This window comes from Dyella sp. CR10 (genome assembly GCF_055814425.1).
Genome location: NZ_CP185986.1, coordinates 1,277,603 through 1,292,364, shown reverse-complemented (window position 1 = coordinate 1,292,364; position 14,762 = coordinate 1,277,603). Strand labels below are relative to the sequence as shown.

The 14,762-nt window shown below is 67.5% G+C and carries 11 protein-coding genes; 3 read left to right on the top strand and 8 right to left on the bottom strand.

Annotated features, from left to right (window positions below):
* Nucleotides 1-60: 60 nt before the first annotated feature.
* The 4 genes from ACNR9O_RS05955 to ACNR9O_RS05940 all read right to left on the bottom strand — a co-directional run bounded on the left by ACNR9O_RS05955 (nucleotide 61) and on the right by ACNR9O_RS05940 (nucleotide 4,570).
* Complete coding sequence (locus ACNR9O_RS05955; protein WP_473682179.1) at nucleotides 61-2,940, bottom strand: ESPR-type extended signal peptide-containing protein; 2,880 nt, start codon at nucleotides 2,938-2,940, stop codon at nucleotides 61-63.
* 311 nt (nucleotides 2,941-3,251) lie between these two features.
* On the bottom strand, nucleotides 3,252-3,440 hold the full coding sequence (locus ACNR9O_RS05950) for a hypothetical protein (RefSeq protein WP_473682180.1): 189 nt from the start codon (nucleotides 3,438-3,440) through the stop codon (nucleotides 3,252-3,254).
* A gap of 156 nt (nucleotides 3,441-3,596) precedes the next feature.
* Nucleotides 3,597-3,770, bottom strand: coding sequence for a hypothetical protein (locus ACNR9O_RS05945; RefSeq protein WP_473682181.1), 174 nt, complete (start codon nucleotides 3,768-3,770; stop codon nucleotides 3,597-3,599).
* 110 nt (nucleotides 3,771-3,880) lie between these two features.
* Nucleotides 3,881-4,570, bottom strand: coding sequence for a response regulator (locus tag ACNR9O_RS05940; RefSeq protein WP_473682182.1), 690 nt, complete (start codon nucleotides 4,568-4,570; stop codon nucleotides 3,881-3,883).
* A 134-nt stretch (nucleotides 4,571-4,704) separates the two neighbouring features.
* On the opposite strand from ACNR9O_RS05940, the gene ACNR9O_RS05935 reads away from it, so the two are divergent.
* A complete protein-coding gene (locus tag ACNR9O_RS05935) occupies nucleotides 4,705-5,361 on the top strand; it encodes a response regulator (RefSeq protein WP_473682183.1) in 657 nt (218 codons plus the stop codon).
* 17 nt (nucleotides 5,362-5,378) lie between these two features.
* Here ACNR9O_RS05935 and ACNR9O_RS05930 read toward each other — a convergent pair whose 3' ends face one another.
* A complete protein-coding gene (locus ACNR9O_RS05930; RefSeq protein ID WP_473688405.1) occupies nucleotides 5,379-6,449 on the bottom strand; it encodes a DUF389 domain-containing protein in 1,071 nt (356 codons plus the stop codon).
* A gap of 20 nt (nucleotides 6,450-6,469) precedes the next feature.
* Here ACNR9O_RS05930 and ACNR9O_RS05925 point away from each other — a divergent pair, with 20 nt between their 5' ends.
* Nucleotides 6,470-6,622 carry a hypothetical protein gene (locus ACNR9O_RS05925; protein ID WP_473682184.1) on the top strand — a complete coding sequence of 51 codons (153 nt, stop codon included), beginning with the start codon at nucleotides 6,470-6,472 and terminating at the stop codon, nucleotides 6,620-6,622.
* 237 nt (nucleotides 6,623-6,859) lie between these two features.
* On the opposite strand, the gene ACNR9O_RS05920 is transcribed toward ACNR9O_RS05925, so the two are convergent.
* The 3 genes from ACNR9O_RS05920 to fusA form a co-directional block, all read right to left on the bottom strand.
* The gene (locus ACNR9O_RS05920; protein WP_473682185.1) at nucleotides 6,860-7,051 is read right to left on the bottom strand and encodes a hypothetical protein; all 192 of its coding nucleotides are present in this window, start codon (nucleotides 7,049-7,051) and stop codon (nucleotides 6,860-6,862) included.
* 93 nt (nucleotides 7,052-7,144) lie between these two features.
* On the bottom strand, nucleotides 7,145-10,525 hold the full coding sequence (locus tag ACNR9O_RS05915; protein ID WP_473682186.1) for a hybrid sensor histidine kinase/response regulator: 3,381 nt from the start codon (nucleotides 10,523-10,525) through the stop codon (nucleotides 7,145-7,147).
* Between the two features lie 626 nt (nucleotides 10,526-11,151).
* Nucleotides 11,152-13,317 (bottom strand): elongation factor G, encoded by a 2,166-nt coding sequence (gene fusA, locus ACNR9O_RS05910; protein WP_473682187.1) that lies wholly within the window; start codon nucleotides 13,315-13,317, stop codon nucleotides 11,152-11,154.
* Nucleotides 13,318-13,540: 223 nt separating this feature from the next.
* Between fusA and fabV the strand changes: the two genes are divergently transcribed.
* Nucleotides 13,541-14,740, top strand: a complete 1,200-nt coding sequence (fabV, locus tag ACNR9O_RS05905) for an enoyl-ACP reductase FabV (RefSeq protein WP_473682188.1) — start codon at nucleotides 13,541-13,543, stop codon at nucleotides 14,738-14,740.
* The last annotated feature ends 22 nt before the right edge of the window (nucleotides 14,741-14,762 follow it).

Genomic DNA, 14,762 nt, shown 5'->3' with positions numbered 1-14,762 from the left:
GCAAGGTTTCATCATCGTGCTGTCGTTATCGTGCTGTCGTTATCGTGTTGTCGTTATCGCTTACCAGGCCATCGCCGCGCCGAAGCCGGCACCGCGGTCGCCCTGGCCGTTGGCCGTGGCACTGGCGCGGAAGATCCAGCGGCCGCTCTCGGAGATACCCGTCATGCCCAACGCGATGGCGCTCTGGCCATTGAAGGTGCCCACGCCGGCCGACACGGTGTTCATGCCCGGCGCGTAGCCCTGCGGCATGTTGGCCATGGCGATGGCCGAGGCCGTACCTGCGGCAGCGCGACGGTTGACCTTGTCGATGTTCCGCTCCAGCGCGTTCACACGCTGGTCGGTGTAGCGCTGCGCCCAGTTGCGCACGTCGTTGAGCTGACCCACGTTGGCGGCGTCGGTGGTCGCCGTGCCGGCTGCCACGTTGGTCACCTGGCGCTCGCTGCCGGCGCTGCCCACCGACACCGTGTCGGCGCGGTCGGCCACCGAGCCGCTACCCACCGCCACGCTGTTGCCTGCCGACGCGGTGCTGCCGGCGCCGATCGCCGTGCTGCCGTTGCCGGTGGCCTGCGCGTTCTCGCCCGCCGCCACGCTGCCGGTACCCGATGCCACCGCCGGCTTGGCCGCATCGCCGTTGGCGGCGAAGTGCGGGTCCTGCACGGCCGGCGTTATGATCGGATTCACCGGATCCACCGGCGCGACCGGCTGCGCCACCAGATTGTTCTCGACGTTGGTCACGCGATCGCCCAGCTGGTTGAGCTGGTTCTGCACGCCCCACAGCTGGCTGCCGTTGACGGCATCCATGCTGCCTTCGGCGATGCGGCCCGGCGCCACGTTGGTCAGCAGCGTGCCGTTGAGGCCGCCGAAGGTGATCTGGCCACGGCTGGAACCGGCGTCGTACACCACCGCATCGAGCGTGCTGCCGTCGCTGCCGACCAGGCCGGCGGCTTTGAGCTGGCGCACGTTCACCGCATCGGTCTCCTCCGTGCCGTCGGCCACGTGGGTGATCTGACGCTCGTTGCCGGCTGCGCCGACCGAGACGCTGTTGTCGCGATCCGTCACCGAACCCCGACCCAGGGCGACGGCGTTGTTGTTCGAGGCAGTGGCCCAGGGCCCCAGGGCGAGCGCGTAATCGCCCGAAGCGACGGAGCGCGGTCCCACGGCCACCGCGCGGTCACCCGATGCAGCGGCAAGATTGCCGGCCGCGACGCTGGCCAAGCCGCTGGCATCGGCACGGAAACCGAGCGCGGCCGCCCCCTGATTGTTGGCGTGGGCGCTCGCGCCGATCGCCATGGCCTGCAAGCCAGACTGCGCGCCGCGGCCCACCGACGTCGAATCGCCACCGTTCGCGATGGTGTTGCCGCCCACCGCCACGGAGGACATGCCGCCCGCCTGCGCATTCGCACCGATCGCCGTCGAGCCGTTGCCCGCTACCGCGGCGACATCCGTCGACCACGTGCCACTCTTGACGTCGATGTACTTGTTGTTGGCGACAACCTTGCTCAACTGGTTGTTGATCGTGGAGATGTCGCCCGTGTTCTTGGCCACCTGCTGGTTGGTCGCGTACAGCTGCGAGCCGTTCACCGCGTCGGTGCTGGTGCTGCTGAGCTCGCCGCCGGCCACGTTCTTCAGCGCCACCGGCGCGGATGCCATGGCGCCACCCAGCGTCACCGCATTCTTCGCGGCGCTGTCGTAGACCACTACATTGGCCACGTTGCCACTGTCGCCGATCAGGCCGGACGATTTCAGCTGCGCGACGTTCACCGCGTCGTTGTCCGCGGTGCCGGCCGCCACGCCCTTGAGCTGGCGGTCGCCCGCTGTGCCGGCGAAGTTCACCGCCGCTCCACCCGTGGCAACGGCCACCGTCACGGCTGCGTTCGCATCCGCCTGCTGCACCAGGCCGGTCTTGCCTTCCAGCAGGTTGGCGATACTGCCCTCGTTGAGCGTCACGCGCTGGTCAAGGTTCGTGACATCCGTCTTGATGCTGGTGACGCTGCCGTCGATCGCCCCGACCGCCCCGGCGACATCGCTATATCCCGTACCCTGAACCGTGTAGGTCGGCGTGGTGACGCTGCCGTTCGCATTGACCGTGCCACCCAATGCCGCCACCACCGGCGTCAGCTGGCCCAGATTGACCGCATCGGTGGACTGCGTGCCGGCACCGAGATTCGCGATCTGGCGCGTGCTCGTAGCGGTACCCACAGACACCGTGTTGTTGCGATTGGCTACCGCGCCGCTGCCCAGTGCGACCGCGTTGTCCGCGGAAGCCGACGCACGATAACCCAGCGCCGTGGAACTGTTGCCGGTGACCGACGCATTGCTGCCGATGGCAATGTCGTACGAATGCGTCACCGAGGCATACGGGCCGATCGCCATCGAGTAGTTGCCATACACATTGGAGCTGCTGCCCATTGCCATGGAGTACGCACCCGTGATGGCACTGTTGCCATTGGTGCCCTGAATCGTCGCACCCGCGCCCATCACGATAGCGCCGTTACCGGTGTTCTGGTTCGTGGCATTCGAGCCGATGGCGATATTGCCGTTGGCCGTTCCCGCGATGTTCGACTGCGCTCCATTGCCGATGGCGATCGTATTGGTGCCCGTCGCGGAAGCGGCCGCAGAACCATTGACCTTGATGTAAGCGTCATCCACCGTGGCCGTCGTACCGATCGATCGCAAACCCAAGCCGCCGGAGGTGCTGACCGCGCAGTATCCCGCCGCATCGATCGTGCCGACCTGACCGTCGGTCGATGTACAGGACTCACCGGCCACCGCGACGCTCTGCGCCATGGCCGCATGGCCACCGAGACTCAGGCCGAGCGCCATCGCCACCGTCACGCCTGCAATGCGCTTCGCCTTCTTCGTGCGGCTCTTGGCCAGCTCGGAAGCCACCACCCATTTACCGGTGACGCTATTCCAGACGATGCGATAGATAGTGTTCATAGATGTTTTCTCCGTCGATGGGTCGATGCCTTTCGCGAGAGCGCACTCCGCCGGCGCGCGAACGGGTCGCGCGTGGTCGAATCGGATCGATGAGCGGCTCTCTTGGCCCTTGGCACCCGCCCCGAAGGCGCATGCCCGATGTTTCGCAGGCGTGCCCTTGCGTCTTCGCCGGGCACGCATCAAGGGTAGGAAACGAGGGGCTGGTGACCTATCGGACGCGGCGTATTTGTCGCGGCCGCTTGCACGCGCCGCATCGCGTATCGCGCGGACAAAAAAAAACGGCACGCGTGACGCGCGCCGGGCCATCGCATTCAAGGGATGGGGGAAGATCCGTCGCGCTCGCGCGACGCCTGCCAGTGCACGCGCAACTGCTGGCGCTGGCCGGGCGATACGAACAGATAGCGATTGAGGCCGTCCAGGAAGGCATCCTGCTGCTTCTTGCTCAACGCGCTGAAGTCGAGGAGCAATGCGGCGACCTGTTTTTGTTCCAACCGTTTCACGTCCCTGCACTCGCCTTATGCCACGCGTCCTCGCGACGCGGGATAAGCCACAAGCCTAGTGGCGCAAGACTGCAGGACTATCGGACGGTGCCCAATCGGGCGTGGCGGCGTTCATCGGCGGCGCGAATCGCGATTGACATCACACTCGCGCTACGCCTACGCCGCCGTACGCAGGCTGCGCTGCCACATCTCGATGAGATGCTCGCGCTCTTCCGGCGTGTTGAACAGATAGCGGCTCAAACCGTTGAGGAAAGCGTCCTGCTGCGCCTTGCTCATGTCGCTGAAGCGCAACAGCATGGTGGCGACCTTGGCCGCGAAGTGCTCGTTCATGGCGATAAACCTCTGTCTGTAAGGCGTTTTCCCGGCGGTGCCGGACAGAGGAAAAGGTAGGGTCGCGCCGCCGCGCCAACTATCGGACTCGGCCCATTTCGGTCTGCGGCTCAGCGATCATCCTCGCCGCCAGCGGCGTGACTGCGCGACTGCTGCGACGCCTGGATCAACCCCTGCGCCATGGCGTACTGAAAGACATCCACGTCGCGTTCGAGCCCGAGCTTGCGCATGGCCGACATCTTTTGCGTGCTGACCGTCTTGCGGCTGCGTCCGACGCGCGCGCCGATCTCCGCCACCGACAGGCCTTCGGCGAACATCCTCAGCACTTCGGTTTCGCGCTTGGTGAGCTTGCCGCCAGTCTCGAGGGTCTCTTCGCCCTGTGCCTGTTCGACCAGCCGCGCGGCTTCCGGCGACAGATAATCGCGGCCATCGTACGCGGCGCGGATCGCGACCTCCAGGCAATCGTGCGGATCGGCCTTGCTCACGATGACGCGCACGCCGATATCCAGCACGCTGCGCAGCACCCACGGGCTTTCCACGCCGGTCAGCACCACCAGCCGCACCTGCGGGAACCGGCGGCCAAGGAAACGCAACAACGCAATGCCGTCGCCGTAGCGGCCCTTGGGCATGGAGAAGTCCGTGACCACCACGTCCACCGCCTGCCGGCCCAACAGCTCCACCAGTCCGGTGGAATCGCGCACCAGGCCGGCGACGGCCATGTCGCGCACGCCGGACAGCATGTGCTCCATGCCGGCCAGGAGAACCGGATGATCATCGGCGATGACGACGCGTATGCTCACGACGGGATGCTCCGGGCAGAAGAAAGAATCGGGACGGCGGCCAGCTTGCCCCGCTCCGCGCGACGGCCTATATAGTACGCGCCGCGTCGGGGGGAGCCGCCACGCGTCGCACTCACGCGCTCCAGGAGATCGCCATGCAGAGTTCGCTCATCCGGGTCGCGGTCGCGGACGATCATCCGGTCATCCGCATGGGCGTCGAGGCAACGCTGGACGATGTGCCGACGCTGCGCCGCATCGGCTCGGCCGGCAACTCCACCGAGCTGGTGGCGCTGCTCGATGCGCAGGCCTGCGACGTGCTGGTGACCGACTACGCGATGCCCGGCGGCGACTACGGCGACGGCATGGAGCTGCTTGCCTTCCTGCGCCGGCGTTATCCGGCGCTGGCCATCGTGGTGCTGACCGGCATCGATCGGCCCGCGATGGTGCATGCGCTGCTCGCGCAAGGCATCGATCACATCCTCAGCAAAGCCGACGACATGTCGCACGTACCGGCCGCGGTGCAGGCCGCGCGCGTGGGCCGCCGCTATCTGTCGCCCAGCATCGCGCCGCTGGCGCCGCCGCGCGGCGCCACGCGCCCCGCGGCCAAGCTGTCGCCGCGCGAGAAAGAAGTGCTGTCGCTCTACGTGGGCGGCGCCACCATCAACGAGATCGCCGAAAAGCTCGACCGTCGCAAGCAGACCGTCAGCACGCAGAAAGTCAGCGGCATGGCCAAGCTCGGCATCGAGAAAGATGCCGACCTGTTCAAGCACGCGGCGGAACTGGGGCTGCTGCCGCCACCCGACGGACGCTGAGCGCACCGCACGGAAACTCATCGGACGCCGGCAGCCGGCGCCGGCGCATGCGTCGATGCGGCGGGTACCGGATCGGAAGATGCCGGCACCGCCTCTTCGGGCAAAGGCGCCCGCTGCAGCTCGACGCTCCAGCCCTGCTCCACCGCTTCCAGGCGCGCCTTGAGCGCCTGCATGCCCGCATCGTCCAGCGCATCGCTCGCGGGCAAGGTCACGGCGATGTGATGCTGCGTGGCGTCCACCGCCACCTCGGCGGCTGGCTCCGCCAGCACGCCGCGAACGTGGGCGGCGATCCACGGCGCGGATTGGCGCTGCAGTTGCGCGGTGAGCTGGCTCAGCTCGTTCACGCGCAGGCGCAGCTCGTCCAGGTCGGCACGGTCGCGGCTGAGGTTGTCGCTCGCTTCCAGGGTCTGGCGCACCACGACGTCGGCGTCGCGGCGCAAGCGTTGCGACAGGCGTCGTCCCAGCTCGGCCTGCGCGTCGGCGATATAGGCGGGCACCATCGCCACGACGGTCACCTCATAGCGCTGGCCGGAGCGCTCCGTCTTCAGCTGCTCGATGCTGCCGCCACGCTCGGCCAGATAGCTCTGCACGACACTGCGCGCCTGATTGGCGGCCACGGTCTGTTCGGCAATGTCGCGCAAGGCGAAGCCCAGCGGCACGGCCAGCAGCGCGAAGGTACCGACGATCACCGCGCCCTGCCACGCGGTGTGCTGCGGCGAATTGCCGATGCCGAAGCCATACCACTTGGCGATGAGGGTGACGCTGAGCGCGATCGCCAGCAAGTTGGTCATGAACAGGAAGAACGCACCGCCGGCGATCGCCATGTCGCCCGTGGCCAGACCGAACGCGACCACCGCCAACGGCGGCATCAGCGCGGTGGCGATGGCCACGCCGACGATGGCCTCGCCCTTGCGGGTGATCACCGCATAGCCGCCGGCAAGACCGGAGAAAACGGCCACCAGCAGATCGAACAAAGTGGGCTGGGTGCGCGCGAGGATCTCGCTGGTCGCTTCCTTCAGCGGCGACAGCCATACGATGCTCATCGCCGTCGCCAGTGCCAGGCCTACGCCTGCGGCCAGCGCGAGCAGCGAGCAGCGAGCGCCCCATCATGCGGAAATCCACCACGCTCAGCGAAAAGCCCAGCTGCACGATCGGCCCCATCAGCGGCGAGATGAGCATCGCGCCGATGACCACCGCGGCCGACGACTGCAAGAGGCCGAGGATGGCGATGCCGCAGGACATGATCGCCATGAAGGCATAGCGTGGCGAGAGGCCGCCGCCGTCGGCCACGTTGGCCATCACCGCCGCGTGATCGACACTGCTGATCAGACGCGCGCGGGCAAGCCGCAGTCGCCACGCGACCGGCGCTTCCGTGTTTCCTGTAGATGGCTGCTCGTGCATGGTCATGGCCCGGGTGAAGGAGAACGCGACGTTCCGGCCCGGGCGGCAAGCCGCCGGGACGGAACGATGAGTGAATCGGATCGAGCGGCAGCGCCGCTCAGGCGAAGCGGCAGCCCTGCCAGAGCACCTTCACGCTGGCGCCGGCGCGGGCCTCGATCTCGGCGAGACTGTTGGCGATGTCCACCGCCAGGTGCAGATCGCAGTTCAGCAGCAGCGGTTGCTTGTCGCGCCAGACGTGCCAGCGATCCTGCGGCGCGCGCATGAGGTGATAACTGATCGGATCGCGCACGAGCAAGGCTCCATCGGACCCCCTGGTCCGTTGCCCGCATCATCGGAAAGCGGCCGTACGCGAAGTATCGGACGCGGCCCATTTCGTGCGCGCCTAGACCTGCGCTTCCAGCTCGGCCTCGAAGCGGCGCAGCACCGCATCGAGCCGTTCGATCAGATGCCGGATATCCTGCGCCGGCACGCCGGAACCTTCGTCGCGCAGGCGCGTTTCGAGCGCCGCGCACTGCTCGCCGGCATCGCGCTCACCCATCATCAGCAGGACGCCTTTGAAGCTGTGCACGATGTCGAGCAGGGCCTGTCCGTCGCGCGCGCGGTTCGCCTCGTCCAGGCGGATCAGATCATGTCGTCCGGTATCGACGAAGGCGCGGCGCACCTTTTCAGGAAAACGCGGCGGCGCGGCAGCCGGCGCAGGCTGCGGCACGACCCGCTCGCCCGCCGGCGCGGGCACCAGATGCGCAAGCGCTTCATCCAGCCGTTCCAGCGACAAAGGCTTGAGCAGCAGATCGGTGATCCCGGCCGCCTTGCAGCGCGCCCGCTCGCTGGCCAGCGCGGTCGCGGTAATCGCCAGGATCGGTACATCGCGTTCGCGCTCGCGCAAGGCGCGCGCGAACGCATAGCCGTCCATCACCGGCATGCTGATATCGGTCAGTACGGCCGCATACGTCGCCGGCTCCCAGCGGCGCAGCGCTTCCTCGCCGTTCTCCGCGCTGTCGACGGCGAAGCCGAGTTCTTCCAGCTGTTGCTGGATCAGCTCGCGATTGACGGCATGGTCTTCTACCAGCAGCAGGCGGCCGCGATCCCCGCGATGTTCCGGCACCGCCGGCACGTCTTCGCGCGTGGCAGGCTCCTGCCGGATCGCTGCCAGCAGCGCCTGGCTCGCGTAGCAGGACAGATACGTCGCGCCGTCGCGTACTTCGGGCACCAGCGGGCCGTTGGCGTGGGCGTGAATGACGCGGCCATGCCGCGCGAGCAACGCGCGTTCGTCGTCTTCGCTCCATGTACGCAGCTCGCCGAAGATCAGCAGCACTTCGCCTTCCGCCGGCGCTTCGACCGGCTGTGCGATCACCGTCACCGTGGCGCCCCAGCCGGACAGCAGCGCACCGATCTCGCTGCGCCACTCGGGCGCGAACGACAACAAGGTGACGCGATGGCCTTGCAGCGGACGTGATGGCGCGGCGGTTTCCGGCACCGGCGCTACTGGCAAGTCCAGCGTGAATACGCTGCCTACCCCGGCCGTGCTTTCGGCGCGCACCTCGCCGCCGAGCAATCGCGCCAGCTGCCGGCACAGGGCCAGCCCCAGGCCGCTGCCGCCATAGCGGCGCGAGATGCTCGCATCGGCCTGGGTGAACGGTTCGAACAGCTGCTCCAGCTGCGCGGCGTTCATGCCGATACCCGAATCGATCACCTGGAAGCGCAGCCGCGGCGTCTCCGCCTGCGCCGCCGATACGCGCAACACGATGCGGCCCGACTCGGTGAACTTCACTGCGTTGCTCAGCAGGTTGTTGACGATCTGGCGGATGCGATGCGCGTCGGAGACATAGCTGCGCGCCAGCGATGCGTCGACGGCGTAGAACAGCTTTACGCCCTTGCGCTGCGCCTCCGGCGCGTACAGCAGCGCGGCCTGCTCCACCAGCGGGCGCAGGGCGAACGGCGCGTTGGCGATGTCGAGCTGACCGGCTTCGATCTTGGAGAAATCCAGTACGTCACTGATGATCGCCAGCAAGGCGTCAGCGGACAGGCGGATACGTTCGATGCGCTCGCGCTGCGGCGCTTCCAGCCGCGAGCGCGACAGCAGCTCGAGATGACCGAGCACGGCGTTGAGCGGCGTGCGGATCTCGTGGCTCATCGTCGCGACGAAAGCGCTCTTGGCGCGGCTGGCCGATTCGGCAGCCTGGCGCGCCTGTTCCGAATCGCGCCGCGCGCGCCGCAGGTTTTCCTCCAGTTCGGCCTGCGCGGTGACGTCCCGCAGCGCGCACACCCATACGGGATGCTCCAGGTACGAGGACAGCGCCATGCCCACCTGGAGGTGTTCGCGGCGGCCGTCCGACGTATCGCGCGTCCACTGGAATTCGTGCAGTTCGGCGGCGCCCTCGGCCTGGACGTGCGCGATGAGATCGGCATAGAGCGTCGAGCTGCCGGCGTCGGCCGGCGCCGTTCCCGCCAGTTCGCGAGCGGCGTCGTTCTCCACCATCGGCGCGCCGCTGGCGCGGTCGAGCAGGCACAAACCCACCGGCGAGGTGCCGATGATGACCCGGCTCAGCGCTTCGCTCGCGTAGACACGCGACGCATCGGCCAGCGCGGGAGCGAAGACGCGGCGATCCAGCCGCGAAAGCAGCATCCAGAGCAAGGCCAGCAGCAGGACGGCTGCACCGGCCAGCGCGCCCAGCTTCGTGCCCTGCTCGGCGAACAGGTCGCTCCAGGTGTAGACGTGCGCCACCGTCCAGTCCACGCCGAGCAAGGGACCGGCCACGAAAAACAGACCACCGCGATGCTCCCTCCGCACGGCGGCATCGCTCTGCGCCGGCGCGCGCGCCGCCGCCACTGCGGCCGCGGCGCCAGCGGGTATCGCACCGTGCTCCAGGACCAGCTGGCCCTGCCCGTCCACCACCAGGAAGCTGCCCGTCGTGGACGCCTCGAGGCGCGTCTTGATGTAATCCAGCGATTCGAACACCACGCGGCGGAAGTAAGGCTTGCCGCCTGCGCTCAGCGTCAGCAGGCCGACCAGCGACGGTTGCCCGGTGATCGGGTTGACGCCGTAGTAGGACACGACGCGCTCGCCCGCGAACGAGCTGGCGACCGGTCCGGTACGCGGCTGTGCACCTCGCAGATGCGCCTCGCCCTCGCGTAGCAGCGTGAAAGCCTGCGCGCGCGTGCTCACCTTCAGCGCCTGCAGCAGTTGCGCCTCGTCGCGTACACCGGTGATGGCGAACAGCGTGCCGGAGGGTTCGTAGGCATAGGCAACGATCGCGCCGCGCGCCTGTACCGCGGTAACGGTGACGGCGGTATAGGCGGAGTACTCCTTGAGCATCGCCAGGTAGGCGGCGAGCTTCTCCGGCGGCATCGCGGCGGTGCCGTCGCCCAGCGCCAGCCACGGCGCGGCCAGTTTGCCTTCGGCCACGATTTCCAGTTGCTCGCCGTGCGCGGCGAACGCCTGCGCCAGCGCCATACCGCTGCGGGCAAGGCTCGCCTGCTGTGTCGCCCACAGCAGGTCGTTGGCGTTCATGCTGCTGGCGTAGGCACGATCGCGCTGAGCCAGGAAGTAGTCGATGGCGACCTGTCCGTCGTGGAAGACCTGGCGATGCCGCGCGTGGAAATCGCCGACGAGGGACGCGGCGCCGGCCAGCATGGTCACGACGATCAGCAGGCTCAGCAGCCCGCCGCCGCCGAACAGCAGCCGGCGGTAATGGCGGCGCAGCCCTTCGATATCGCCGGTGGGCGCGCCCGGCTGGACGTGCGTGGCATCGCGCTGGCTCATCGAAACCGGTCTCCCTGGGTGGCCGCGGCGTCCGGCCCCGGTCCGGCGTGAATCTAGCCCATCCGCGAGCCACGCGGTGCGATGGGGTAGGCCAGCCCTTCGAGTTGAACGCGGCGCGGCGGGCCATGCCAGTGGAGGCAAGGCCCGCCGGTCCCGAATAAGAGTTGCCCGCGGCTCCGATCCGCCCGTGATGGCGTCCTTTGCCGGCATTCCCTGATCAACGACGGGTGGCGTACCTGGGAGTGGAGCCGCCGCCCGACCGCGGGCGGGGGCCACTGTAGGCAGGCGCGCCGTGCCTGCCTATCGGACCTGGCCCAGGACGCGCCCCTCCTACACGTTTTCCCGGGCGCGCGTCGGCGCGGCCCGGCATACACGCGCAAACGCGAGTGTTCCAATCCATTCCGGCGACGGCGCGGCGGCCCGAGTGGCGGCTCGCCCGGATCGATCGACGCAGGCATGGCGTTGCGCATGGACGGGGAGCGGCAGGGAGCGAGGACGATGCATGCCATGCCTGCTCGCGACGACCCGGGGCACGGCCGCCGTGCCGTTCGCCACCCGGCCGCCCATGAAAAAAGCCGCCGGGCGAACCCGGCGGCTTTCGGTGCGGATGCGGAATACCGCGCCGCTTACTTGCCGCCTTCCTTTTCCATCAGCTTCGCCACCATGCTCGCCGGCACTTCCTCGTAATGGTCGAACTCCATGGTGAAGGTGCCGCGGCCGCTGGTGGCCGAACGCAGGAAGTTGATGTAGCCGAACATCTCCGCCAGCGGCACGAAGCCCTGCACGAAGGCGTTGGTGCCGCGCTGGCCCTGGTCGCTGACCGAACCGCGGCGGCGGTTGATGTCGCCGATCACGTCGCCGAGGTAGTCGGCTTCGGTGACCACTTCCAGGCGCATCACCGGCTCCAGCAGCTTCGGCTTGGACATCTTGTGCGCTTCGCGGAAGCACGCCTTGCCGGCGATTTCGAAGGCCAGCGCGGACGAGTCCACGTCGTGGTACTTGCCGTCGACCAGGCGCGCCTTGAAGTCGAGCACTTCGTAGCCGGCCACCTGGCCTTCGCGCGACTCCACCATCACGGCGTGTTCCACCGCCGGGATGTACTCGCGCGGCACGCGGCCGCCGACGATTTCGTCGGAGAAGATCACGCCGCTGCCCGGCTCGCCCGGTTCGAAGATGATCTTCACTTCGGCGAACTGGCCCGAACCACCAGACTGCTTCTTATGGGTGTAGGTGTGCTCGACGGTGTTGCCGAACGCTTCGCGGAAGCTCACGCGCGGCTTGCCCATGTTGGCGTCCACGCCAAGCTCCGTGCGCATGCGGTCGATGGTGATTTCCAGGTGCAGCTCGCCCATGCCCTTGAGCACGGTCTCGCCGGTTTCCTTGTCCACTTCGAGCTTCAGCGACGGATCGGCCTTCACCATCTTGTAGAGCGCGGTGGAGAGCTTGTCGATGTCGTTGCGGTTCTTCGGCTCCACCGCCACGCTGATCACCGGATCGGGGAAGCGCATGCGCTCCAGCAGCACCGGATGGGCCGGATCGGTGAGCGAGTCGCCTGTCTCGGTTTCCTTCAGCGAGACGAAGGCGCAGATATCGCCGGCACGCACTTCCTCGATGTCCTTGGTGGCATTGGCCTGCACTTCCACGATGCGGCCGATGCGCTCCTTCTTGCCGCGCGTGACGTTCTGCAGGGTGTCGCCCTTCTTGATCACGCCGGAGTAGACGCGGCAGAAGGTCAGGCTGCCGAACTGATCGTTGATTACCTTGAAGGCCAGCACGCGCGCCGGCGCGTCGTCCACCACGCCCTGCTCACCGACGGCATGGCCATCCTCGTCGACCAGCGCGATGCCGCCGTTCTCGCCGGGGTACGGCATGTAGTCGATCACCGCGTCCAGCAGCTGCTGCACGCCCTTGTTGCGGTAGGACGAGCCGCAGAACACCGGCACCAGCTTGCCGCTGACGCAGCCCTTGCGGATCGCCTTCTTCAGCACTTCCATGCTGAAGTCGCCGCTCTTGACGAAGGTTTCCACGTCGCCGGCATGCAGCAGCTTGTCGAACGCCTCGTCGTCCATTTCCAGGGCGCGCTCGATGGTTTCTTCATGCAGCTTGGTCAGGTTGGCGACCCACTCGCGGTCGCCCGCGGCGGAGAACTGGCACTTCGGATGGCTGGCGACCTGGTCCAGCGGGATGGTTTCCCAGGTGCTGTCCTTGTCGTCGCCCTGCCACACGTAGGCGACACCGGCCACCAGGTCGGCCATGCCGATGAATTCGTCGTGGCTGCCCAGCGGTACCTGGCACAGCAGCGCGTTGGCGCCCAGGCGATTCTTGATGCCCTCGACGGCGTGCTTAAAGTTCGCGCCGATGCGGTCCATCTTGTTGACGTAGCACATGCGCGGCACGTTGTACTGGTCGGCCAGGCGCCAGTTGGTCTCGGTCTGCGGTTCCACACCGGCCACGCCATCGAACACGACCACGGCACCGTCGAGCACGCGCAGGCTGCGGTTCACCTCGATGGTGAAGTCCACGTGCCCGGGGGTGTCGATCACGTTGATCTGGTGGCCCTTCCATTCGGTCGACACGGCGGCCGACTGGATGGTGATGCCGCGCTTGCGCTCCTGCTCCAGGTAGTCCGTGGTGGTGGAGCCCTTGCCGTCCTTGGTGTCGTGCACGTCCACGATCTGGTGCTTCTTGCCCGTGTAGTACAGGACGCGTTCGGTCGTGGTGGTCTTGCCGGCGTCGATGTGGGCGATGATGCCGATGTTGCGGTAGAGCGAGAGCGGTTTCTGGCGTGCCATGCGGCCGGTTCCGGGTAGGTAGGTGGATGGGTGGGTTGAATGGATAGCCGCCTAATGTGAGGGGTAAGCCTTTCAGAATCCAGTGGGGTCCCATGGCGATCTTGTGAAAGTCCGGCCCGCGGGCGCCCCTCGGCGGCCCCCAAACCTACGTCCCCGTACGGGCAAATCCGCGCCAGTTGGCTAAAATGCCCGGCTTTCACGCCCCAAGACGGACCCGAGACTCGTGATCATCAACCCCAAGATCCGCGGCTTCATCTGCGTCACCGCCCACCCCACCGGCTGCCGGGAAAACGTGCTCGAGCAGATCGGGATCACCCGCCAGGCGGGCGTTTCCGCGGACGGCCCCAAGCGGGTGCTGGTGATCGGCGCGTCCACCGGCTACGGGCTGGCCTCGCGCATCGCCGCGGCGTTCGGCTACGGGGCGGCCACCCTGGGCGTGTTCTTCGAGAAGCCATCCAGCGAGGCCAAGCCCGGCACGGCCGGCTGGTACAACGCCTGGGCCTTCGACGAGGCGGCCAAGCAGGCCGGCCTGTACAGCAAGTCGATCAACGGCGACGCCTTCGCCGACGAGACGCGCGAGCGCGCCATCGAGATCATCAAGAACGAGATGGGCGGCCCGATCGACCTGGTGGTCTATTCGCTGGCCTCGCCGGTGCGCAAGCTGCCGGGTTCCGGCGAGGTGGTGCGCTCGGCGCTCAAGACCATCGGCGAGACCTTCACCGCCACCTCGGTCAACACCGACAAGGACGAGGTCATCCAGGCCTCGGTCGAGCCCGCCACCGAGCAGGAGATCAAGGACACCATCACCGTGATGGGCGGCGAGGACTGGGCGCTGTGGATCGACGCCCTGAGCCAGGCCGGCGTGCTGGCGGCGGACGCCAAGACCATCGCCTACAGCTACGTAGGCACCGAGATCACCTGGCCGATCTACTGGCACGGCACCCTGGGCAAGGCCAAGCAGCACCTGGACGAGACCGCGCTCAAGCTGCGCCAGCGCCACCCTGGCCTGGACGCCCGCGTCGGCGTGATGAAGTCGGTGGTGACCCAGGCCAGCGCGGCGATCCCGGTGATCCCGCTGTACGTGTCCCTCGCCTTCCGCATCATGAAGGAGAAGGGCATCCACGAAGGCTGCATCGAGCAGGCCAACCGCCTGTTCCACCAGTTCCTGTATCGCGCCGACGGCAAGCCGGCACCGACCGACGCCGAAGGCCGCCTGCGCCTGGACGACTGGGAGCTGCGCGAGGACGTCCAGCAGGCCTGCAAGGCGCTGTGGCCGACCGTGACCACCGCCAACCTGAAAGACATCACCGATTACGAGGGCTTCAAGGCGGAATTCCAGAAGCTGTTCGGCTTCGGGCGCAAGGATGTGGATTACGCGGCCGAGGTGAATCCCGACGTGCATTTCGACGTCGTGCAGCTCTGACCGCCGCCGCACCATTCGCCTG